24 protein-coding genes are annotated in these 19,612 nt (G+C 36.5%); 15 read left to right on the top strand and 9 right to left on the bottom strand.

What is annotated here, in order from left to right; genetic code table 11:
* Positions 1-8: 8 nt before the first annotated feature.
* Genes M2265_RS05730 through M2265_RS05710 form a run of 5 tightly spaced genes read right to left on the bottom strand, consistent with a single transcriptional unit; the run spans position 9 to position 2,710 of the window.
* Positions 9-539 (bottom strand): hypothetical protein, encoded by a 531-nt coding sequence (locus M2265_RS05730; RefSeq protein WP_132773222.1) that lies wholly within the window; start codon positions 537-539, stop codon positions 9-11.
* 33 nt (positions 540-572) lie between these two features.
* Positions 573-1,208, bottom strand: a complete 636-nt coding sequence (locus M2265_RS05725) for a conjugal transfer protein TraD (RefSeq protein WP_132773224.1) — start codon at positions 1,206-1,208, stop codon at positions 573-575.
* 12 nt (positions 1,209-1,220) lie between these two features.
* Positions 1,221-1,526 carry a DUF3408 domain-containing protein gene (locus tag M2265_RS05720; RefSeq protein WP_132773226.1) on the bottom strand — a complete coding sequence of 102 codons (306 nt, stop codon included), beginning with the start codon at positions 1,524-1,526 and terminating at the stop codon, positions 1,221-1,223.
* A complete protein-coding gene (locus M2265_RS05715) occupies positions 1,526-1,930 on the bottom strand; it encodes a DUF3408 domain-containing protein (protein ID WP_132773228.1) in 405 nt (134 codons plus the stop codon). The genes M2265_RS05720 and M2265_RS05715 overlap by 1 nt, the downstream gene beginning before the upstream one ends.
* A 12-nt stretch (positions 1,931-1,942) precedes the next feature.
* Positions 1,943-2,710 carry a ParA family protein gene (locus tag M2265_RS05710; protein ID WP_132773230.1) on the bottom strand — a complete coding sequence of 256 codons (768 nt, stop codon included), beginning with the start codon at positions 2,708-2,710 and terminating at the stop codon, positions 1,943-1,945.
* Between the two features lie 691 nt (positions 2,711-3,401).
* On the opposite strand from M2265_RS05710, the gene mobA reads away from it, so the two are divergent.
* Both mobA and mobB read left to right on the top strand, forming a co-directional pair.
* On the top strand, positions 3,402-3,839 hold the full coding sequence (gene mobA / locus M2265_RS05705; protein ID WP_132773232.1) for a conjugal transfer protein MobA: 438 nt from the start codon (positions 3,402-3,404) through the stop codon (positions 3,837-3,839).
* Between the two features lie 2 nt (positions 3,840-3,841).
* Positions 3,842-5,134 carry a conjugal transfer protein MobB gene (gene mobB / locus M2265_RS05700; protein WP_132773234.1) on the top strand — a complete coding sequence of 431 codons (1,293 nt, stop codon included), beginning with the start codon at positions 3,842-3,844 and terminating at the stop codon, positions 5,132-5,134.
* A 171-nt stretch (positions 5,135-5,305) separates the two neighbouring features.
* On the opposite strand, the gene M2265_RS05695 is transcribed toward mobB, so the two are convergent.
* Positions 5,306-5,653: a winged helix-turn-helix transcriptional regulator gene (locus tag M2265_RS05695; RefSeq protein WP_132773236.1), complete on the bottom strand. Its 348-nt coding sequence runs from the start codon at positions 5,651-5,653 to the stop codon at positions 5,306-5,308.
* Positions 5,654-5,742: 89 nt separating this feature from the next.
* Between M2265_RS05695 and M2265_RS05690 the strand changes: the two genes are divergently transcribed.
* On the top strand, positions 5,743-6,270 hold the full coding sequence (locus M2265_RS05690; protein ID WP_132773238.1) for a dihydrofolate reductase family protein: 528 nt from the start codon (positions 5,743-5,745) through the stop codon (positions 6,268-6,270).
* A gap of 248 nt (positions 6,271-6,518) precedes the next feature.
* A complete protein-coding gene (gene mobC / locus M2265_RS05685) occupies positions 6,519-8,513 on the top strand; it encodes a conjugal transfer protein MobC (RefSeq protein WP_132773240.1) in 1,995 nt (664 codons plus the stop codon).
* A 66-nt stretch (positions 8,514-8,579) separates the two neighbouring features.
* On the opposite strand, the gene M2265_RS05680 is transcribed toward mobC, so the two are convergent.
* Positions 8,580-9,539, bottom strand: coding sequence for a helix-turn-helix domain-containing protein (locus M2265_RS05680; protein WP_132773242.1), 960 nt, complete (start codon positions 9,537-9,539; stop codon positions 8,580-8,582).
* Between the two features lie 104 nt (positions 9,540-9,643).
* Here M2265_RS05680 and M2265_RS05675 point away from each other — a divergent pair, with 104 nt between their 5' ends.
* Entirely contained in the window at positions 9,644-11,158 is a 1,515-nt protein-coding gene (locus M2265_RS05675) for an FAD-dependent monooxygenase (RefSeq protein ID WP_132773244.1), read from the top strand.
* A 394-nt stretch (positions 11,159-11,552) separates the two neighbouring features.
* On the opposite strand, the gene M2265_RS05670 is transcribed toward M2265_RS05675, so the two are convergent.
* Positions 11,553-11,891, bottom strand: a complete 339-nt coding sequence (locus M2265_RS05670; protein ID WP_132773378.1) for an EthD domain-containing protein — start codon at positions 11,889-11,891, stop codon at positions 11,553-11,555.
* Positions 11,892-12,023: 132 nt separating this feature from the next.
* On the opposite strand from M2265_RS05670, the gene M2265_RS05665 reads away from it, so the two are divergent.
* Entirely contained in the window at positions 12,024-12,395 is a 372-nt protein-coding gene (locus tag M2265_RS05665) for a winged helix-turn-helix transcriptional regulator (RefSeq protein WP_026726951.1), read from the top strand.
* Between the two features lie 22 nt (positions 12,396-12,417).
* Here M2265_RS05665 and M2265_RS05660 read toward each other — a convergent pair whose 3' ends face one another.
* The gene (locus tag M2265_RS05660; protein ID WP_026726950.1) at positions 12,418-12,777 is read right to left on the bottom strand and encodes a DoxX family protein; all 360 of its coding nucleotides are present in this window, start codon (positions 12,775-12,777) and stop codon (positions 12,418-12,420) included.
* Positions 12,778-12,884: 107 nt separating this feature from the next.
* Here M2265_RS05660 and M2265_RS05655 point away from each other — a divergent pair, with 107 nt between their 5' ends.
* The 9 genes from M2265_RS05655 (at position 12,885) to M2265_RS05615 (ending at position 19,603) form a co-directional block, all read left to right on the top strand.
* Positions 12,885-13,250: a winged helix-turn-helix transcriptional regulator gene (locus M2265_RS05655; RefSeq protein WP_035108215.1), complete on the top strand. Its 366-nt coding sequence runs from the start codon at positions 12,885-12,887 to the stop codon at positions 13,248-13,250.
* Between the two features lie 86 nt (positions 13,251-13,336).
* The gene (locus M2265_RS05650) at positions 13,337-13,858 is read left to right on the top strand and encodes a Crp/Fnr family transcriptional regulator (protein WP_132773245.1); all 522 of its coding nucleotides are present in this window, start codon (positions 13,337-13,339) and stop codon (positions 13,856-13,858) included.
* Positions 13,859-14,164: 306 nt separating this feature from the next.
* Positions 14,165-14,980, top strand: coding sequence for an SDR family oxidoreductase (locus tag M2265_RS05645; RefSeq protein ID WP_026726947.1), 816 nt, complete (start codon positions 14,165-14,167; stop codon positions 14,978-14,980).
* 72 nt (positions 14,981-15,052) lie between these two features.
* Positions 15,053-15,967 (top strand): helix-turn-helix domain-containing protein, encoded by a 915-nt coding sequence (locus M2265_RS05640; protein WP_132773247.1) that lies wholly within the window; start codon positions 15,053-15,055, stop codon positions 15,965-15,967.
* Positions 15,968-16,071: 104 nt separating this feature from the next.
* Entirely contained in the window at positions 16,072-16,662 is a 591-nt protein-coding gene (locus M2265_RS05635) for an NAD(P)H-dependent oxidoreductase (protein ID WP_132773249.1), read from the top strand.
* A gap of 15 nt (positions 16,663-16,677) precedes the next feature.
* Entirely contained in the window at positions 16,678-17,154 is a 477-nt protein-coding gene (locus M2265_RS05630; RefSeq protein ID WP_132773251.1) for a DUF4405 domain-containing protein, read from the top strand.
* Between the two features lie 20 nt (positions 17,155-17,174).
* On the top strand, positions 17,175-18,269 hold the full coding sequence (locus M2265_RS05625) for a ferredoxin--NADP reductase (protein WP_132773253.1): 1,095 nt from the start codon (positions 17,175-17,177) through the stop codon (positions 18,267-18,269).
* Position 18,270: 1 nt separating this feature from the next.
* Positions 18,271-18,681, top strand: a complete 411-nt coding sequence (locus M2265_RS05620) for a hypothetical protein (protein ID WP_026726942.1) — start codon at positions 18,271-18,273, stop codon at positions 18,679-18,681.
* Between the two features lie 106 nt (positions 18,682-18,787).
* On the top strand, positions 18,788-19,603 hold the full coding sequence (locus M2265_RS05615; protein WP_026726941.1) for an RteC domain-containing protein: 816 nt from the start codon (positions 18,788-18,790) through the stop codon (positions 19,601-19,603).
* Positions 19,604-19,612 lie beyond the last annotated feature (9 nt).

Genomic DNA, 19,612 nt, shown 5'->3' with positions numbered 1-19,612 from the left:
TGTTTATTTTACATTTTTCGCCCTTTCGGTTTGCTTTTCTTTGGTTGGGTTGGCTGTTGTTTTTCGACAGCTTTTTGTATGTTCTTTTCAGTTTTTAAATTGCTTTTTATCAAACCAACAAGAAAGGTTTTCTCCCACGGTATTTGCTTCGCTCCAAACTGCAATTTCAAGCCCTGTTTTGCCAGTCCGTGTGTCAATTCAAATCCATAATGTCTGTTCCATCCAACCCTGTCAAGCAATCTTTCAGAGGGAAAACTCACAGCGATTAAATCTTTGGGAAGCTCTTTTATATTCCGATAGTCAGGCTCCTGAAATTCGTGTGTCTTCGGGTTGTATGGAATAGTATAGGTTCTTTTGTCTTCATCATAATAGTTTTCTATATCCGAGAACACAATCCCTTTAGAAAGAAAGTCATCTTTAGGTCGTAACATATCCATACGAATATCCACATAGAACGTATGCCCTGCAATATCTATGGTAGGCAGCATTCCTTTGTTTACACGCAAGTCGTAGGCTTCCTGATTAATTTCATTTTCCATATTTCCTTGTTTTTAAAAATGACAAAGGGAAGTCTATATAAACTCCCCAATGTCAAAATCACTCAAATCACTTTTCCGCAAAGAGGAAGAACTGTCTTCCGTTTCAGATGAAAGGGTGCTATCCAAAAGCTCGGCTATTCTTCGGGAAGCATCTTCCATAGAATTTTCCAATAGGCTGAATAATTCGGTTCCTTGTATTTTTTGAACTATAGCTATCGCTGTTTCCTTTTGGGCTGGTTCCAAATTTTCTTTTTGGAGCAGCATCCCCACGGAGCTTAGTTCTTCAAAGGTAACCCCTTGGGCAAAACCGTCATCGCCACCGGATATTCCGTACCTGTTCCAATCTTCTTCCTCTTCCTCCAAATCAGGCATATTTCTGAAAACTTCGTCCAGCTCTTCCTGCGGAATTTGAACACTTACGTTTTCATTCTCGTCGTATTCAATGTCTAAATTAGCGGGGTTTATCTCCGGTTCCTCAATTTGGCGTTCATTGGCAGTGTTTGGCACTGAAAGGCGTTCTACGGGTTTAGGTTGCCCCATAATATCGGGCAGGTTCGGATTGACTTTCTTCTGCGGAGGTTCTTGTTTTGACCTTTTATGAATGACAATCTTATCCTGCAAAAGCAGGACAATGACAATCAGCAGGCATATCACAATTACTATTTCCATAACGTAGGGTTTTTAAAACAAGCCTTTGTACTTTTCGTTGAACTCTTTTGTAATCATATCTTCAAACACTTTAAAATGATGTTCAAGAATATTATTGAGATAGGCAAACAAGGGTATTTTATCATCGCCTATAATCTGGACTATGCGGGTTAAACGCTCGTGATGTTCAGGGCTTAGGTATATGCTTTTATTGCCTCTTTTCTGTATTTTATTCATTTGCATAAATGCGTTTTCATAGGTTGTTTTAGCTGTATTGCTAACTGTATCGGAGTTGCTGCCGGCTGCAACAGTATTCCTGTTCTTTTTATCTTTCTTCATTATAGAATGGGTTTAAAATGTTCATTGAAATAATCGGTAATATCGTCCCCGTACTCCCTGAAATGATGTTCAAGAATGTTGTCAATGTAAGAGTAGAGCGTTGTTCTTTCCTCTCTTGTCAGTTGAACGATGCGGAGCAATCTTTCGTGGTATTCAGGGCGTATGTAGACCACCTTGCCATTACGCCCCGATGGAAAGCGATTGACCAAAAATGTTTCCTCGTAGTCCGCTTTCTTTGATGCACTGTTACGGGCTTTTTCCCTGGGCTTGTTTTCCTTTGGTACATCCTGCTTTTTGTTAATGGTCGGTGGAGCAACAGGCTCATCGCCGCTTATGACGTTCATAAGGTATTCCTCATCAACATTGGGCTTTTCAAAATCGTTGTTTTTGTTATCTGAAGCCATACTTTACTGTTTTTATAGATGAGTGATTTTTAAAAATTCCTCGACAAACAAATCCATTTTGGTTGCTTTCATTAACTGTGGTTCGGCAGGCAGCAAACTTGACCGGAATACATAACTGCCTGTGTCGTCTGTTTCCTTTCGGAAACGCTTGCTGTCCATTATCCTTGTTTCCATTACGGGCAGGTTGAGTTCTTTGATGACACTTTGATACGCATCATACAAACCTGTTTTTTCCCTGCCGTCCACTTGGTTCCAGAACAGCCACATCTCTTGTTCGGGATTGCCCTCGTCCGTTTGGGGAAGTCCGAGAAAGGCTTTGGTAAAGCCCAAGGTACTTTCCACTACCAAACGGTCGGCAGTAATGGGCGAAAAGATAAAGTCCATTTTTTTCAAGGTAGTCAGTACACCTTTGGTATTGGCTGTTCCCGGCAGGTCGAAGAAAACCACATCCGGTACAACGGCCGACTGGCTTCTATATTCCGATGCTTTTTCCAAAGCCGTTTCAGCTTTGCATTTGATAATCGGGTATGCTTTTTTGTTGATGGCTTGGAACTGCTTCATTGCTGCCTTTTTATGGTAGTCGTTCTGCATTATGGTTCTCTTATCCCGTTCACGCATATTGGTCAGGCTGTGTTGCGGAAAGTCGCAGTCCATCACCAGCACATTAAAACCTAAACGGTAGTGAAGCACACTTGCCAGCAAAGTGGTCATTGTAGATTTTCCCACACCGCCTTTTTGGGTGGAGAAGCTGATTTTTAAAGTTTTCTTTGTTGTTTCCATTATTTAAAAATTTATTGTTACACACTTTATTTGTTTTGCAGGATTGAATATTTGACTATTACCTCATTACAATATTCCTGCATTCCCTTTTGGGTACTTTCCTGCACAGGTATTTACTTTCATTTTTGCCTTGTCAGGTACATTCTTTGGCAAGTGGCAAAACTTGCAACAGGTAAATTGCTTTACCGCTTTTATGCTTTTACACTTTTATTGTTTTATACTTTTAAAACCTTATGCTTTTATTCCAAACTGCCTGTTTGCAAACCTGATTTTCCTCTTTATTTAGATACATTTTTTACTACCTGCACTAAAATTATACGGCAAATAAAGCGATTGATTTGCCCGCTGATTGCGGTGTGGCAGTGTTTGGCGTTCAAAGGCAGTGTTTGGCACTGCTATACTATACACTGCTTTCGTAAACAGGGCTTTACTTTGTACAATGATTTTTATTAACGGATTTATGCAAAATTTTTTTGACAAATCGGAGGGTAACGGGAACGGCATCGAGCCGTTTTTCCCTGTTACATTTAATCCGTCCCGCAGGGCGGATTTTTGTGTTCAACGGAACACGGCAAGTTGTGTTTTGAGGCACTCGAAACTGAGTTAGTGCCTCAAAACAACTTGCCCTGCTGGGAGCTTAAAAAACGTCTTCCGAAGTCAGCGTTTTGTGTGGATTAAAAATGGATTAGTGATGAACGAGAACAATAACAAAAAACAGAATAAGGGCGGACGGAGAGCTAAGACCGACCCAAGCATCCACCGCCACGTTTTCCGTCTTACGGACGAAGAAAATGCCAAACTTTTATCGCTTTTTGAAGCATCAGGAATGCCCAATAAAGCAAAGTTTATCATTTCCCTACTGTTCAGTAAGGAAATGAAATCGGTTAGAATTGATAAAGGAACGGTTGATTTTTATATGCGATTGACCACGTTTCACAGTCAGTTTCGCTCCGTAGGTGTGAATTATAATCAGATTGTAAAGCTGTTGTACAAGAATTTTTCTGAGAAAAAAGCCGCAGCGTTCCTTTACAAATTGGAAAAACAGACGGCTGAAATGGCGATGCTATGCCAAAAAATCATTCAGATAACCGAAGAATTTGAAGCAAAACATCTAAAAAAACAGTCTTAGAAATGATAGCGAAAATCGGAAGAAGCGGAAATTTATATGGAGCATTGGCGTACAATCAGCTCAAAGTGGAGAATGAAAACGGACAGATTTTGTTTGCCAATAAGATAATTGAAACTGCCAACGGTCATTATTCTGTTGCACAATTAGCCCAATCTTTTACTCCTTACCTGATTGCCAACCGCAATACCGAGAAACATACTTTGCATATTTCGCTCAATCCCGACCCGAATGATAAGGTAAGCGATGACAGATACAGGGAAATGGCAGAGCAGTATATGAGGGAAATGGGTTACGGCGAACAACCTTTTGTGGTATTCAAACATACCGATATTGACCGCAGTCATATCCATATCGTTTCAGTTTGCGTGGACGAAGAGGGCAAAAAGATTTCGGACAAATTCGAGAAAATGCGGTCTATGAATGTTTGCCGTGAACTCGAAAGGAAATACGGTTTGATACCCGCAACGGATAAGGAACACAAGCAGAACGATAAGATTTTCCGTCCGGTGGATTACAAAGCTGGAGATGTAAAAAGCCAAATCGCTTCGGTTGTTCGCCACCTGCCGAATTATTATCAATACCAAACTTTGGGAGAATACAACGCTTTGCTTTCCCTGTTCAATGTTACTACCGAAAAAGTGGAGGGCGAATTGCAGGGGCAGCTACGGCAGGGTTTATTATATATTCCGTTAAATGAAAAAGGAGAAAGAGCCGGACATCCATTCAAGGCTTCGCTTTTCGGAAAAAACGCAGGGCTACCGACTTTGGAATTGCATTTTGCAAAAAGCAAAGAGGCTTTAAAAGACCACCCGACAAAGCCAACCATTAAAGCTGCCGTTACCATTGCCCTGCAATCAACAAATGATGAGCAGGGTTTTAAAAAGCAGTTAGGCGAGCAAGGCATTAATGTAGTGGTGCGTAGAAATGACACAGGACGTATTTACGGAATAACTTTTATAGACCACAATTCTAAAACGGTTTGGAAAGGTTCACGATTGGCAAAGGAACTTTCTGCTAATACCTTTAATGATTATTGGAACAATAATATCAAACCCGAGGTTAAAGAGCCAGTTGAACTACAATCGAAAATATCAAGAACAAATGATGCAGATCTTCCTGCGGAAGAACCTCATCATTTGTTCGACTTCCTGGATACAACTGAAAAACACGAAGACGGTTTGATAGAAGCGTTGGGCGGTTTATTGCCCGAAGCTCAGGGCGAAGATTACGAAGAACAGGATTTTGCCAATAAAACGAAGAAAAAGAAAAAAAAGAAAAAAGGAAGAAGATTGTAATTTGTCGGCAAAGCCTAACTGGCACATAAAGCGAACGACAACAAATAATAATATTAATTCTCGATAATCTCCTTTCGGTGCTTAATTCCCCAATTGGAAAGGTTGTGAATAATCGGAATCAACTCATTGAATACTTTTCAGAAATGGTAGACTGAACTCAATATATAAACGTCATTTTGCTTTAATTTTCTTTCTATGCTTTAGTCCAAAATCAATTAAAGCATTGACAACTGTTTCCGTTTCTTTGGCATGTGCGGTAAGCGCATAAGAAACGGTAACAGGTTTGGTGCTATTAACCGTTCGGGTAATCAGCAAATTATCTTCCAATTCCTGTAGCTCTTTGGATAGAACTTTTGGGGATATTCCCAGAGCCATTTCTTGCAAATCTTTAAACCTCATTGTGCCGTAGTTCTGTAAATTATGCAGGATACAAAATTTCCATTTGCCACTTAACAGTTCAATTCCATCTTTTAATGCCAATATACTTTCTTTATTGACGTCACTTCTCTTATCGCTCATAAAATAGTTACTTTCCTAAAGGTAATGAATAGCAAATATAAATCGAATATCCGATAGTTTTGTAGTCAGAAATAAAAAAATAATTCATTATGAAAGTAACAGTAATCGCAAACATTTCGGCTAACGGCAGAATTTTGATAGCCGATAACCCGCATCACCAGCTGCCACCGGAAGCAATGGAATTTTACGTGCAATTTGTAAGACAGGTTGGAAACGTTGTGATAGGATTAAAAACCTTTGAAAATTTTCTAAAATTCCCAAAAGAAGTAAAAGAACTTTTTAATGGAATAGAAATCATCATATTGTCTGATAATCCTTATACTACTGATGGCTACAAGACTGTGGGAAGTCCAGAAGAGGCTGTTGAATATATGTCTACAAAAGGTGTGCAAGAAATCGCCGTTGGAGGCGGAGCAGGTACTTTCAACGCCTTTATCGACAAAGACTTGGTTACAGATATTTATTTTAACATCAATCCGTTAATCACTGGAGCCGGTAGTATTTTAGGAAACAATATTGAACTAAACTCTAAGTTTAAACATAAAGAATACAACCATAAAGACGGTTTTGTTCAACTACATCTAACTAAGGAAGAAGGAATAACAACGAACCAATAACCTTTGTAAACAAGAGTTGAATACCGACCTCAGAATTACTATTTGTAATAGCAAGAAAATGAGTTTAAAGAAATTGTGAAAACGATAGAAATATATAATACACAAATGTACAAGAAGAAAGTACAAATTATCTGCTTAGGGTGCTCTTAACGCCAAACAACGCAATGTACTGCCATTGAATGCCACATCATTTTAATCGGGCTTCATTGTCTCTATATTCACGCCCGAACATTTAAAAATTTATAAAAATGCAGGGGGAAGATGATTTAAGAGGTTTAGCCAAAATAATGGCTTTTATGAGGGCTGTGAGTATCCTTTTGGTACTGATGCACCTTTATTGGTTCTGCTACGGTTTCTTTATGGAACGTGGCTGGACGTTGGAAGTAATCAACAAAATATTAGGCAATTTTGACAAAACGGCGGGTTTATTTTCACATACCTTATATACCAAAGCGTTTGCTTTGGTATTGCTTGCATTGAGTTGTTTGGGAACCAAAGGCGTAAAGAATGAGAAGATAACCTGGTCTAAAATTTACGTGGCTTTGGGCGTTGGTTTTGTGCTGTTCTTTTTGAACACACCGTTGTTAAAACTATCTCCGGTAATAGGCACATTTCTGTATATTCTTACTATCTCATTAGGTTATATCGCCTTGCTTATGGCTGGTGTATGGATGAGCCGATTGCTTCGTACCAATCTGATGGACGATGTTTTCAATAATGAGAACGAGAGTTTTCAGCAGGAAACTAAATTGATGGAAAACGAATATTCTGTGAATCTTCCCACCAAGTTTTATTATAAAGGAAAATGGAACAACGGCTGGATAAATATCGTCAACCCTTTTCGAGCCTCAATTGTGTTGGGTACTCCGGGTTCGGGAAAATCGTATGCAATCGTAAACAACTATATTAAGCAGCAGATTGAAAAAGGTTTTAGTATGTACATCTACGATTTCAAGTTTGATGATCTTTCTACCATTGCTTACAATCATTTATTGAAGCATCGGGATAAGTACAAAGTTCAACCCAAATTCTACGTCATCAACTTTGACGACCCACGCAAAAGTCATCGTTGCAATCCACTCAATCCCGACTTTATGACGGACATTTCAGATGCTTACGAAGCGGCTTACACCATAATGCTGAACCTCAACCGTAGCTGGATACAGAAGCAAGGGGATTTTTTCGTGGAAAGCCCAATTATCCTATTGGCGGCAATTATTTGGTATCTGAAAATCTATGAAAACGGTAAGTATTGTACATTCCCACACGCCATTGAATTGCTTAATAAAAAGTATTCGGACGTATTTACTATTTTAACCTCATATCCCGATTTGGAAAATTATTTGTCGCCTTTTATGGATGCGTGGCAATCCGGTGCGCAAGACCAATTACAGGGGCAAATCGCATCGGCAAAAATTCCTTTGTCAAGAATGATTAGCCCGCAGTTGTATTGGGTAATGACAGGCGATGATTTTTCGCTTGACATCAACAATCCGAAAGAGCCAAAGATATTATGTGTAGGTAACAATCCCGACCGTCAAAATATCTACTCCGCAGCATTGGGTTTGTACAATTCAAGGATTGTGAAGCTCATCAACAAAAAGGGGCAATTAAAGAGTTCTGTTATCATAGATGAGTTGCCAACCATTTATTTTAGAGGACTGGATAATCTTATCGCAACTGCGAGAAGTAATAAGGTAGCGGTTTGTTTGGGTTTTCAGGATTTTTCGCAATTAACAAGGGATTACGGCGACAAGGAAAGTAAGGTTATCCAAAATACGGTAGGTAATATTTTCAGCGGGCAGGTTGTAGGAGAAACGGCAAAAAGTCTTTCGGAACGCTTCGGAAAAGTATTGCAGAAACGCCAAAGTATGACGATTAACAGGAATGATAAATCTACCTCTATTTCCACACAGTTAGACAGCCTTATTCCGGCATCGAAAATTTCAACACTTACACAGGGTATGTTTGTGGGTTCAGTTTCGGACAACTTTGATGAACGTATCGACCAAAAGATTTTCCACGCTGAAATTGTAGTGGACAATGAAAAAGTTGCCGCAGAAACTAAAGTATATCAGAAGATACCGGAAATCCTATCCTTTGTTGATGAACACGGAGAAGACAAAATGAAACAGAAAATTGAAAGCAATTACCGTCAGATAAAACAGGATATTGTACAGATTATCGAAACGGAATTGGAGCGTATTAAACACGACCCAAACTTACAGCATTTGGTGAAATAAGAATAGATACAGAATGTAGGTAGCGTTTTAAAAAATAAATAGAGTGTTGTGTTCAGTAAGCTTTGTTTAATTTATTTTACTATACTTTTTAGGTTTCATTCCAATATGTTTTTCAAACAATCGTGTGAAATGACTAAGGTTTGAAAATCCAAGTTGATAGCCGACTTCCGCAACAGATAGTTTTTCTTCACGAAGTAAAAATGCCGCTTTCTGCATTCTTAATTTTTGATAATAATTGTAAATGCTATCCCCAAAAATTTGCTTGAATATTTTCCCCAACTTACTTACGCTCATGTTGGCTTTTGTCGCCAAAATATCCAATTGGGGAGGCTCATTTATATTGTCCAACATTTCTTCTCGCAATTTATAAACCGCTTTTATATCTTTTGGATGAATGGAGTATTTCGGTAATTCATCACGTTGTAATAAGTTTTCAAAAAACAAAAAAATTAATTCCTCAGCTTTTATTTTATAGTAAAAGTTTGCAAGAGGATGCAAAACCGCTATTTCGAAAATATCAGCAGCTACCGATTGTATTTTTGGTGAAACAAATTCTTCATACAAATAGGATTGCTCTTTTTGTACTACTAATTCCGTCAGTCGGGCATTGTTATCTTTTTCTAACAACTGCCTTAAAAAATTGGCTTCAATGCGTATAATAATATTGCTTGTTTCAAATAAGTTCGGCACTTCAATGTCTAATGCCACATCAGCAGTGGATACCTGAACAGAAGGCATAAATTTAAAAGATGATTTTTTTTGCGTATTCTGTTTTCCTGTTATTATATTTCTGAAACTAAAAATCAACACGCTTTTACTATCGTTATGCTTACTACGTTTTATGAAAAGACTTTTTTTTAGCTCATAATGCTGAAGCATAATACTGAGCTGAGGCAAAGGCTCTATCATTTTCAAATAGCCTGTTCCCAAACTTTCGGGGAAGTTCAAGTAACCGTTTTTATCAGTCAAACCACCCGACTTTTTGATGTATTCAGGTATGTTGTTTATCTCAATTGCTTTTTCCATTTCAACAAAAATACCATATTGGACTATTTTCACATCAAAAGTAACTATTTTATCCGTATGTAACTCCCGAAATTTGCAACGTAAATTATTTAAATAAAATAAAAATGGACAGTATAGAAAAGTTATACGATGTAATTGTAGCAGGTGCAGGACCTACAGGTTTGATGTTGGCTTGCGAATTAAAACTGATGGGGGCAAATGTTGCAATAGTAGAACGCAGAGTTCAAGGTACTACGGGAGAATCCCGTGCTCCTGGCATTAATGCCAGATCAATGGAGAATTTTAGAATGAGAGGTCTGGCAGAAGAGTTTGAAAAGCATGGAAATCCTCTAAAGGCAGTTCTTTTTTCGGGCATGCTAATGATGCCTAAGGCATTAGATCCTGATTTTCCGGATGCATTAATACTACCTCAACATCAAACAGAACGAATTTTGACAAAGCGGGCTACCGAATTAGGAGTAGATATTCATTGGGCTACCGAATTAATTTATTTTACTCAAGATGAAAATCAAGCAAATGTTTTTGTTCAGCAAAACGGGAATATAAAACAGTTAAGTGCCAAATATCTTGCAGGTTGCGACGGCGGAAACAGTGTAGTTAGAAGATTATGTGGTGAAAGTTTTACAGGAGAAGACCCGATTTCTCATTGGATTGTAGCGGATGTGCTGTTGAACACTCCACCGGCAGAAAATGAAAGATTTGGTCGTAACCTTAAAATAGGAACTTATCAGGTTTCAAATGTTGAAGAAGATTGGTTTAGAGTAAGTCTGATGAAAGTTACACCGCCGACAGACAGGAGCCAACCTGTTACTTTAGAAGAATTGCGGCAGTCAATGATAGAAGGAATTGGTACAGATTTCGGATTGCGTTCCGCCCGTTGGATGTCAAGATTTGGTGATGGTTTTAGACAAGTAAAAAAATATCGTTACGGGCGTGTATTTCTGCTTGGAGATGCCGCACATACACATTCACCTATTGGCGGTCAGGGTTTAAATCTTGGTGTTCAGGATGCAGTGAATTTAGGCTGGAAATTGGGCATGGTTGCCACAGGCAAAGCTTCTGTTTCTTTACTCGATAGTTTTGAAGAAGAGCGACATCCAGTAGGTGCCAAAGTACTTCAAATGGCAAAAGCACAAACTGCACTTATCAAACCGGGTACACAAATAGAAGCCCTAAGAGAGATTGTAAATACGATGGTGGAAGTACCCGAAGTAACACTTCATTTATCCAGAATATTAAGTGGTTTGGGTATTCGATATGATTGGGGAGAAGGATTTCACCCAATGCTAGGACAAAGGATACCTAATATAAAATTATTAATAAATGGTGTAGAAAAAGATTTGTTTTCTCTGATGCACAAAGCCCGACCATTATTGCTGAATTTTAATATCGAAGATAATATAGAAATCCCTGCATATCAGTCGAGCATTGATATTATTAAGGGAGTTCCAATAGTGAAAGGAAATAGTTCTGTATGGAACTTACCTGCAATCGGAGAAGTGCCTGCTATCAATAGTGTTTTCATAAGACCAGACGGATTTGTGGCCTGGGTTCAAACGGCAGAAGAACAGTTTAACAGCGAAAGACTAAATGAAGCTATAAATAAATGGTTGAAGTAAGAGATAAAACATAACAAACACCAGATGGCAGAAAGCCACTTGCCTGTACCCTGCATTTGTAACATTTCGTTTTTTACCAACAGCGAATTCGTAGACTCCAGCTCTTTAAGTGCTTAATTAAAACAGGCGAAGTTTTCCATTAAACTTCGCCTGTTTTATGTTTAACTAATTTAGAGGTCATTTCCTGAAAAATGCTCAGTAGAAAACTCAAAGAGCTTGAGTTGAATCAACTCATCACTGTAAAATATCAACTTAGCCAATACGGCGAAACGCTAAAAATATCTTACCCTCACTATTGGGATTGAATCACCGAAAGCAGATAATTGGGTAGGTTTAGTTCTATTGTGGGTCGCAGAGTAGAATTGTCTGGATTCATACAGTTCAAGTTCTTTAATTAATCTACAACAACTACTTCATCGGACACAAGCGTTACCACGTCATTCAAATCAATAAAATTACTTTCATCAGGGTGGACTTTTTGTTTGTAGTTTTCACTTGCAAAGAAGCTGTTAAAGTCGTTCATTGAGGCAAAATAAATATCAGTTATACCGTCATACGCTGGTAGTGGAAAACCTTCAATTATTTTAGGATGAGAAACAACATACTTTTTCACATATTGCTTTGATTCGGGAATAGACATAAACAAAGGTGCGTGATGATTTCTATGATAATCAATAAAATCTTCTTTGCTCATTCCTGTGGTTTTTCGGATTAAAAACGTAAACTTTAGCATATTTGTAATTTTAATTTCTACAAAGGTAGAACGCTTCATTTTTTTAGACAATTACGCATAAATTTATGCGTATTCTATCTGGTTACAGAGACATAGAAAACTGTGTAACTTTGCAGAAGTAAAATAGTTTATATGTATCAAAAGAAAACACCTGTTCAACTTGACTGCGGTTTACATTTTTTCAAAGAACTTCTAAATGGCAAATGGAAACTGATGCTTGTTTATTATATTTCCAAAAACCTCAAACGTCCAAGTGAACTGCAGCGTAAAATTCCAAACGCTGACAGAAGAGTTATGGACCAACAATTGCAAGAATTAGTATTGCACGGATTTATCAATAAAAAGACTTTCAATACCAAAGTTCCTAAAGTTGAATATGAACTTACAGAACTTGGTGAAAAACTTTTACCATTGATTTTAACTATTGAACAATGGGGCGAAGAAAACCGATTTGTACTTAACAAAGCATTAGAAAAAGACCCTAAATTTGAAAACGTAGTCTGATTTTAATGGAAATTGCCATATATTATGCAAAGTTACTTTTCCTATACGTTACATACGATACAACAAGTATTGCCAAAATGAACAATGGATACAGAATATTGAATATAGGATCGCCAACAACCGAGTGTGCAATAAATGCAGATATGAAACTAATTGACAAACCAATATAAGCTGTTTCTTTCGCAAAACGGAAAGGCAGCCAAAGTGCAATGGCGGCAAGACCTTTTGCAATTGCTAATTCAATCCTGAAATAATCAGGAAAACCCAAATGCTGAAACGCTTCTTTTAAAGCAGGATTTGACAAATACGCAAATGTTGAAAATGCCATTGCTAACGACATCAACCCTGTTGTAATGTAATAAGTGATTTTTGTTGACTTCATTTTTCTCTTTTTAATTTTTAATGCTGTAAAATTACTTATATTTGATTACTAATAGTTAGTAGTAAACAAAAGGTTAGTGGTAACTATTAGGTTACTTTCAATAAATTATGAAACAAAAAGTAATGTATTCAGAAGTACAATGCACTAAGCACATCAACTCGGTAGAGGACGCATTGTACGTATTGGGTGGTAAATGGAAATTACGAATTATTATAGCTTTGTTTAGCGGACAGACCCGTTTCAACGAATTACAGCGGACAATTAAAGGCATTTCAGCAAGAGTACTTTCTAACGAATTAAAGCAATTAGAATTGAACGGATTGCTCACAAGAGTCGTACACGCTGAACAAACACCTATTGTTGTAGAATATATTTATACAGAATATGCAACAACACTTAAAGATGTTGTTACAGCATTAGCTGATTGGGGAGAAAAACACAAAAAAAAATTACAGCTAAGCTATAATGTTTAATTACGCAAAAACGAAACATACATTGTCAGCATCCATTTTTCCTGAGAGAAACGAGCCTCAGCTCCCATAAATAAAAAATATAAACAATGACTAGCAATTGGGATAAATTCGACCATCTTTTTAAACGACAGGAAGTTCCTGCCAAAACAATCCTTTTACAGGAAGGAGAAATTTCGAGAACAATGTTCTTTATCGAGAAAGGCTGTTTGCGGACCTGGGTAAATAATGACGGTAGAGAAATTACTACTCAATTTTTCTTTGAAGGCGACAAGGTTTCTTCTATTGAAAGTTTTAGAACAAATCAACTGAGTTTATACAGCATTGAAAGTTTAGAACCTTGTATTTTACAGACGATTTCGCAACAAGACTTTCAAAACGTGTTAGAAAATTTGCCAGAAATCAAAGAAGAGATGCAGGAACATTTATTCAGACGACTTTTGCAATCTCAAAAAATTTTCTATTCCTATCTTAAAAATACGCCTCAACAACGCTACCAAGAGCTTATTGAAGAATATCCCCATATTATCCAGCGTATTCCGCAACATTATATCGCGTCCTATTTAGGCATCACTTCTGTTTCATTAAGCCGAATACGAAACAGGCGATAAGTCCATTTTCCTTCAAATTTATTTGTGACGTGAAATACCATACAAATAAAATCCATTGGCTATCTCTTTGCCATTTCTTTACAATTGTTATCGTCAAAGCATTTGCTACTTCTCAACTTTGCAGAATAAAATCAAGTAAAGTAAAAAATGAGAGTAGCAATAGTACTTTGAAAATTATCACAGACAATCGACATTAAGGTTTACAGCCCAAAAAACTCATTTTGGTTACAACGTAACTCAATTTGGCAACAAATAACTTTTGGCTTCTTCTGACTTTTGCATTATCAAATTTTAAAGAATAAGAATATGCAAAAAACAATTTTCATTACAGGAGCTTCCGCAGGTTTGGGAAAAGCAACTGCCAAGCTGTTTCAGTCAAAAGGTTGGAATGTCATCGCTACTATGCGAAATCCTGAAAGAGAAACAGAGCTAACTACATTACACAATGTTTGGGTTACCCACCTCGATGTACTGGATTTGGAGTCCATCAAAAAAGCAGTAAACCTAGGTATCCAAAGTTTTGGGAAAATTGATGTGTTGCTTAACAATGCTGGTTATGGTGCTTACGGAACATTGGAATCTTTCACAAGGGAAAGAATCATTCGTCAATTTAACACTAATGTAATTGGGCTGTTGGATGTTACCAAAGCATTACTTCCGCACTTTCGCCAGAACAAAGATGGCGTTATCATTAATATTTCCTCTATCGGAGGTAAAATGGCATTTCCATTAGGCTCTTTATATCATGGAACTAAATTTGCTGTTGAAGGTATTTCGGAAGCTTTGAACTATGAGGTGGAACAATTTGGCGGAAAAGTAAAAATCATTGAACCTGGCGCCATTGCCACCGACTTTGCAAGCCGTTCATTAGATTTTTCAAATGACGAAACGATGGCAGAATATCAACCATTAGTTGGTAAAGTATTGGAAGGAATGCCCGCCTTATATAAAAATGCGTCATCAGGGACTTTGATTGCCAATGCAATTTATGAAGCAGCTACCGATAACAAAAATCAATTGAGATATATTGCGGGGGAAGACGCTAAAATGTTTATAGCAAACCGTCAACAAATAGATGATGAAATTTTTATTGGAGGAGTAAAATCACAATTCGGATTGTAAACAATTAAAAAAAATATACAGCCATTGGTAATACAATAATTCTATATTTATAACGACTTTAACCAATAATTTATGGGTGCATTTGTCCATTTAAAAACTGTTTCGGATTTATTCAAATTATTTTATTCGAATAAAAACATCCAGCACCCTTTGGTTGCTGTTGTAGATTTCAGCAAGGTAGATGAACATATACGTGATGACACAAGGATTTCAGCTGGTTTTTATTCGATGATGTTCAAAAACTATTCTAAAAACAATATCAAATATGGTCGCAAGGTTGTTGATTTTCAGGATGGAAATTTGATTTGTATGGCACCAAATCAAATCATTGAAATGGATAATGATGTTGAGGTGTCAGAGAATATGTTAGGGTGGGGTTTGTTCTTTCACCCTGACTTGATAAGAACTACTTCTTTGGGACATAAAATAAAAGGGTATAACTTCTTTTCTTATGAAATATCCGAAGGCCTTCATCTATCGGAAAAGGAAAAGCAGATTTTATACGATTGTGTGTTAAAAATCCAAACGGAATTAAAGGAAAACATAGATGAGCACAGTCAAAACATAATAGTATCAACCCTTGAATTGTTGTTAAACTATTGTTCGAGATTTTACGGACGACAATTCATTACAAGAAAAACCGTGAACCACGATTTGCTTACACGGATGGAACAGTTATTAAATACGTATTTTGAACAAGAAGAAGCCTTACAAAGGGGATTGCCAACAGTTGAGTATCTGGCAGGGGAGCTAAATCTTTCCCCTCGTTATTTAGGTGACCTACTTCGGTCACTCACAGGACATAATGCACAACAACACATTCACGAAAAATTAATTGAAAAAGCAAAAGATTATTTAACAGAAACCCATTTATCGGTATCGGAAATTGCTTATCAATTAGGATTTGAACATCCGCAATCCTTTAGCAAACTATTTAAAGCAAAAACACAGCTCTCACCTTTGGAATTTAAACAATCGTTTAATTGACGAGCGACAAACAATGAAAGGCAATCTCTTTGCCATTTCTTTACAATTGTTATCGTCAGAGCATTTGCTACTTCTCAACTTTGCAGAATAAAATAAAGTAAAAAATGAGAGTAGCAATAGTATTTAATCATCCTTACGAGGGAAGTTATAACAATGCCATATTAGATGCCGTAACAAAAGGGCTAAAAAATGCAGATCACGAAGTTGACCTGATGCATCTTGACAATGACGGATTTAATCCTGTAATGTCAAAGGCCGATTTAAAAGCCTTTGTAGAACACAAACCCATTGACCCGCAGGTAATAGATTACAGCGAACGTCTAAAAAAGGCAGACCATCTGATTTTTATCTTTCCTATTTGGTGGGATTTAATGCCTGCAATGACAAAAGGATTTATTGACCGTGTTTTAAGTCCCGGAATTGTATATGACCATCATCCAAGAGGTTTTGGATTAGTCCCACTTTTGAAAAACCTAAAAAGCGTGACTATCATCACTACAATGAATAAACCCAAAATAATGTATTCCCTGCTTATTGGAAATTTAATCAGGAAAGCAATGCTAAAAAGTGTTTTTAAAACTATGGGTTACAAAAATCTTAATTGGATAAGCTTTGCTTCAGTAAAATCAGTAAGTCAGAAAAAGAGAAGCAATTGGCTGATTAACCTTGAAAACAGATTTTCAAAATTCAACTAAACAACCCTTTGTATTATGAAACTGAACAGAAATTATATTACCCCTTTTATTTCCTTGGTTTTTCTTGTTGTGGGACTTTCGGGGTTACTGATGTTTTTCCATTTGTTTGACGGCTATACCGAAGTTGTCCACGAGTTCCTTGGTGTTTTTTTTGTTGTTTGTGCCGTTTTCCATATCATACTTAATTGGAAAGCATTAAGGATTCATTTCAAAAAGGGTGTCTTCATTCCTACGGCATTAGCTGTTATAGTCGTATCTGTACTATTCATCGTTCAGCAACATTTCAATCCGAAAGTGGATACCATACTTTTGGATAGAATAATAAAAGCACCTATCAATGATGCTTTTAAGGCGTTGGGGGTTGATTATTCCGAAGCCGTAAAAAGATTAGATACAAAAGGAATATCAGTTGAAGGAGCTACAACAATAGAAGCTATTTGGATTAACAATAGTGCTGACCCTGAAGAAGTGATTGATTTAATTGTTGAATAATTACTTGTAATAAAAAAAATATGAACGATAAAACCTTATTATATATTCAGGATATTGTGCAGGAAACTGCGGATACCATAACGATACACTTTACCCAGCCAGAACAGCAATTGAGCTATCTATCAGGGCAATTTTTAACTCTTATTTCTGAAATTGAAGGAAAGGAAGAAAGACGTTCATACTCGCTCTGTTCTTCGCCATATATAGATAAAAACTTGTCTGTAACGGTAAAAAGAGTAAAAGGAGGGAAAATGTCAAATCATCTCAGCAATAATGTCAAGGCTGGAGATACGATAGCTGCATTGCCACCTATGGGTAATTTTAAATTTAAACCCGAAAATAACCAACGTCATATTGTGCTTGTTGGAGGTGGAAGTGGAATTACTCCTTTGTTTTCTATTATCAAGTCGGCTCTTATAAAAGAGCCTGAGTCAATGGTATCTTTGATATATGTAAATTCAAACAGAGAAAATACTATCTTTTATCATCAGCTTGAACAATGGTCTTCCAAGTTTTCATCACGTTTCCGTATCGTCTATTATTGGAGCGATGTTATAAAGAATGAACAGCTGAAATCAGGTTTTTTGTCAAGACTTTTTAAAAGGGTAAATGGAAATGCCCATAGAATAAATGCTATGCGACTGAAAACAATTCTTACTGATTTACAACTTAAAAATGACACAAACACCGAGTTTTATATTTGTGGCCCGCAGGAACTGATGGAAATGGCAACAGGCACTATACAAAAAACAGGGTTTTCTAAAGAAGTTGTTCATAAAGAAAGTTTTTACACTGCCACAAAAACAACGCATAAACCAGCTGAAGCGCAACAAGAATATCAAATAAAAATACTTTTAAAAGGTAAAGAACACGAAGTAAATATACCAGCGGGTAAGTCTATTTTATTTGCAGGACTTGAATCAGGACTTGATATGCCTTATTCCTGTCAAAGTGGAAATTGCATAAGCTGTGCTGGCAGATGCCTGTCAGGAAAAGTAGAAATGTTAGTAACCGAAGGACTTACGGAAGAGCAAATTAAAGACGGATATGTGCTTACTTGTGTAGGATATCCCAAATCTGATGATGTGGTAATCGAATTTAATAGGATAATTTAAAATGAAATATTTAGTAATAGAAAATGAAGAGCAAGAAATAGGTGAATTTCTTTTCGATATTGCAGATTTCTTCTGGAATAATGGAAACGAAGTTTATATCAGCAACAATTATAATGATGAGATTGACTATCATGATTTTGTAAAAAAATGTGATTGTATAGTTTTGTTGATTAATAAGGATTGTTCGGCAGAATCATTTTTTGCAAATGAACAAGATAAGTTTCAAAAAGATTTTGACATAAAGAAAGGCAATACTAAAAAAATAATGCTGGTTTTCTCAATGAATGGTGTTTATTCTAATGCTATTCCATTTCCCCATAAAATTTTTCATTTTAATAAGTTAAATAAAAATGAATTGAAACGCTTTTTCAATTGGTCTAAGAAATTAAATCTGTTTGATAAACAAAAGTAGTCCAAGCAAAATTTAACCTAGTATAATTATGCTTTTGCAAGATAGCGAACGTTGACATTAACACAAATTCCTTTACTATAACGGATTAGGATTTAAAAGTAACAGAATGGATAAATTTTACAATGAAACGCTATATAAGCTGGAAGTAGAAATCAAGGAATTAGAGATTGAAACTGCTTGTCCAATACAACGGATTGAAAAGGTTATACCCATCATCATACTATGCCTTTCCGAAGTAAAAGAATATGTTTTAAAAAACGGATTTAAAAATATTGATAAGGAAATCCATTTTTTCAAAAACCAGAAACCGGTTATTGTTTCAAAACTCATTTACTATAATGCCATTTATAAAATTGAAACAAAGAAACCTAATGATGCAAAGGCTGTCAGGAAATACCTCAAGGAAGAATTAGGAAAACTCAAAAAGTATTTTGACAACAATCTCGAATTTTATAAATACCATCGGACAAACAATTCGTTTATTGACGAAAAGCTGTTTGTTCGAGGGAAACACGATATAAAATTGAGTTTGGATACTATTTATTTTGAAACGGACCATAGATTTTCTACCTCACACGATTATAAAGTGGCAAAGGTTATTGCCAATGACCTAATACAACTCTATCTCGAAGATCAGTTAAGCAATAATAGTAAGAAAAAAAATAACAGTTCCACTCTTAATTGGACAGGTAACAAAACAGCATTAACCGAATTAATTTACGCACTATATTCACAAGGTGTATTTGGTAATGCAGACATAAAAGTCATCGCCAAAACATTTGAAAGCACATTCAATATTAATTTAGGAGACTTCTATCATACGTTTATGGAAATTAAATCTCGGAAAATAAACCGAACTAAATTCCTTGACAGCTTGCGTGATGCCCTGATTAAGAAAATGGACGAGCAGGACGAGAAGTAACAGAACTTG

The organism is Sphingobacterium kitahiroshimense (assembly GCF_025961315.1).
GTDB lineage: Bacteria > Bacteroidota > Bacteroidia > Sphingobacteriales > Sphingobacteriaceae > Sphingobacterium > Sphingobacterium anhuiense.
Note: the sequence above shows the minus strand (reverse complement) of the source record. Positions and strands in the feature narration are given on the sequence as shown.

What these genes read in the sequence shown, in the direction of transcription:
- M2265_RS05730 (WP_132773222.1), bottom strand. Translation starts at nt 539, where the DNA reads ATGGAAAATGAAATTAATCAGGAAGCCTACGACTTGCGTGTAAACAAA.
- M2265_RS05725 (WP_132773224.1), bottom strand. Translation starts at nt 1,208, where the DNA reads ATGGAAATAGTAATTGTGATATGCCTGCTGATTGTCATTGTCCTGCTT.
- M2265_RS05720 (WP_132773226.1), bottom strand. Translation starts at nt 1,526, where the DNA reads ATGAAGAAAGATAAAAAGAACAGGAATACTGTTGCAGCCGGCAGCAAC.
- M2265_RS05715 (WP_132773228.1), bottom strand. Translation starts at nt 1,930, where the DNA reads ATGGCTTCAGATAACAAAAACAACGATTTTGAAAAGCCCAATGTTGAT.
- M2265_RS05710 (WP_132773230.1), bottom strand. Translation starts at nt 2,710, where the DNA reads ATGGAAACAACAAAGAAAACTTTAAAAATCAGCTTCTCCACCCAAAAA.
- mobA (WP_132773232.1), top strand. Translation starts at nt 3,402, where the DNA reads ATGAACGAGAACAATAACAAAAAACAGAATAAGGGCGGACGGAGAGCT.
- mobB (WP_132773234.1), top strand. Translation starts at nt 3,842, where the DNA reads ATGATAGCGAAAATCGGAAGAAGCGGAAATTTATATGGAGCATTGGCG.
- M2265_RS05695 (WP_132773236.1), bottom strand. Translation starts at nt 5,653, where the DNA reads ATGAGCGATAAGAGAAGTGACGTCAATAAAGAAAGTATATTGGCATTA.
- M2265_RS05690 (WP_132773238.1), top strand. Translation starts at nt 5,743, where the DNA reads ATGAAAGTAACAGTAATCGCAAACATTTCGGCTAACGGCAGAATTTTG.
- mobC (WP_132773240.1), top strand. Translation starts at nt 6,519, where the DNA reads ATGCAGGGGGAAGATGATTTAAGAGGTTTAGCCAAAATAATGGCTTTT.
- M2265_RS05680 (WP_132773242.1), bottom strand. Translation starts at nt 9,539, where the DNA reads ATGGAAAAAGCAATTGAGATAAACAACATACCTGAATACATCAAAAAG.
- M2265_RS05675 (WP_132773244.1), top strand. Translation starts at nt 9,644, where the DNA reads ATGGACAGTATAGAAAAGTTATACGATGTAATTGTAGCAGGTGCAGGA.
- M2265_RS05670 (WP_132773378.1), bottom strand. Translation starts at nt 11,891, where the DNA reads ATGCTAAAGTTTACGTTTTTAATCCGAAAAACCACAGGAATGAGCAAA.
- M2265_RS05665 (WP_026726951.1), top strand. Translation starts at nt 12,024, where the DNA reads ATGTATCAAAAGAAAACACCTGTTCAACTTGACTGCGGTTTACATTTT.
- M2265_RS05660 (WP_026726950.1), bottom strand. Translation starts at nt 12,777, where the DNA reads ATGAAGTCAACAAAAATCACTTATTACATTACAACAGGGTTGATGTCG.
- M2265_RS05655 (WP_035108215.1), top strand. Translation starts at nt 12,885, where the DNA reads ATGAAACAAAAAGTAATGTATTCAGAAGTACAATGCACTAAGCACATC.
- M2265_RS05650 (WP_132773245.1), top strand. Translation starts at nt 13,337, where the DNA reads ATGACTAGCAATTGGGATAAATTCGACCATCTTTTTAAACGACAGGAA.
- M2265_RS05645 (WP_026726947.1), top strand. Translation starts at nt 14,165, where the DNA reads ATGCAAAAAACAATTTTCATTACAGGAGCTTCCGCAGGTTTGGGAAAA.
- M2265_RS05640 (WP_132773247.1), top strand. Translation starts at nt 15,053, where the DNA reads ATGGGTGCATTTGTCCATTTAAAAACTGTTTCGGATTTATTCAAATTA.
- M2265_RS05635 (WP_132773249.1), top strand. Translation starts at nt 16,072, where the DNA reads ATGAGAGTAGCAATAGTATTTAATCATCCTTACGAGGGAAGTTATAAC.
- M2265_RS05630 (WP_132773251.1), top strand. Translation starts at nt 16,678, where the DNA reads ATGAAACTGAACAGAAATTATATTACCCCTTTTATTTCCTTGGTTTTT.
- M2265_RS05625 (WP_132773253.1), top strand. Translation starts at nt 17,175, where the DNA reads ATGAACGATAAAACCTTATTATATATTCAGGATATTGTGCAGGAAACT.
- M2265_RS05620 (WP_026726942.1), top strand. Translation starts at nt 18,271, where the DNA reads ATGAAATATTTAGTAATAGAAAATGAAGAGCAAGAAATAGGTGAATTT.
- M2265_RS05615 (WP_026726941.1), top strand. Translation starts at nt 18,788, where the DNA reads ATGGATAAATTTTACAATGAAACGCTATATAAGCTGGAAGTAGAAATC.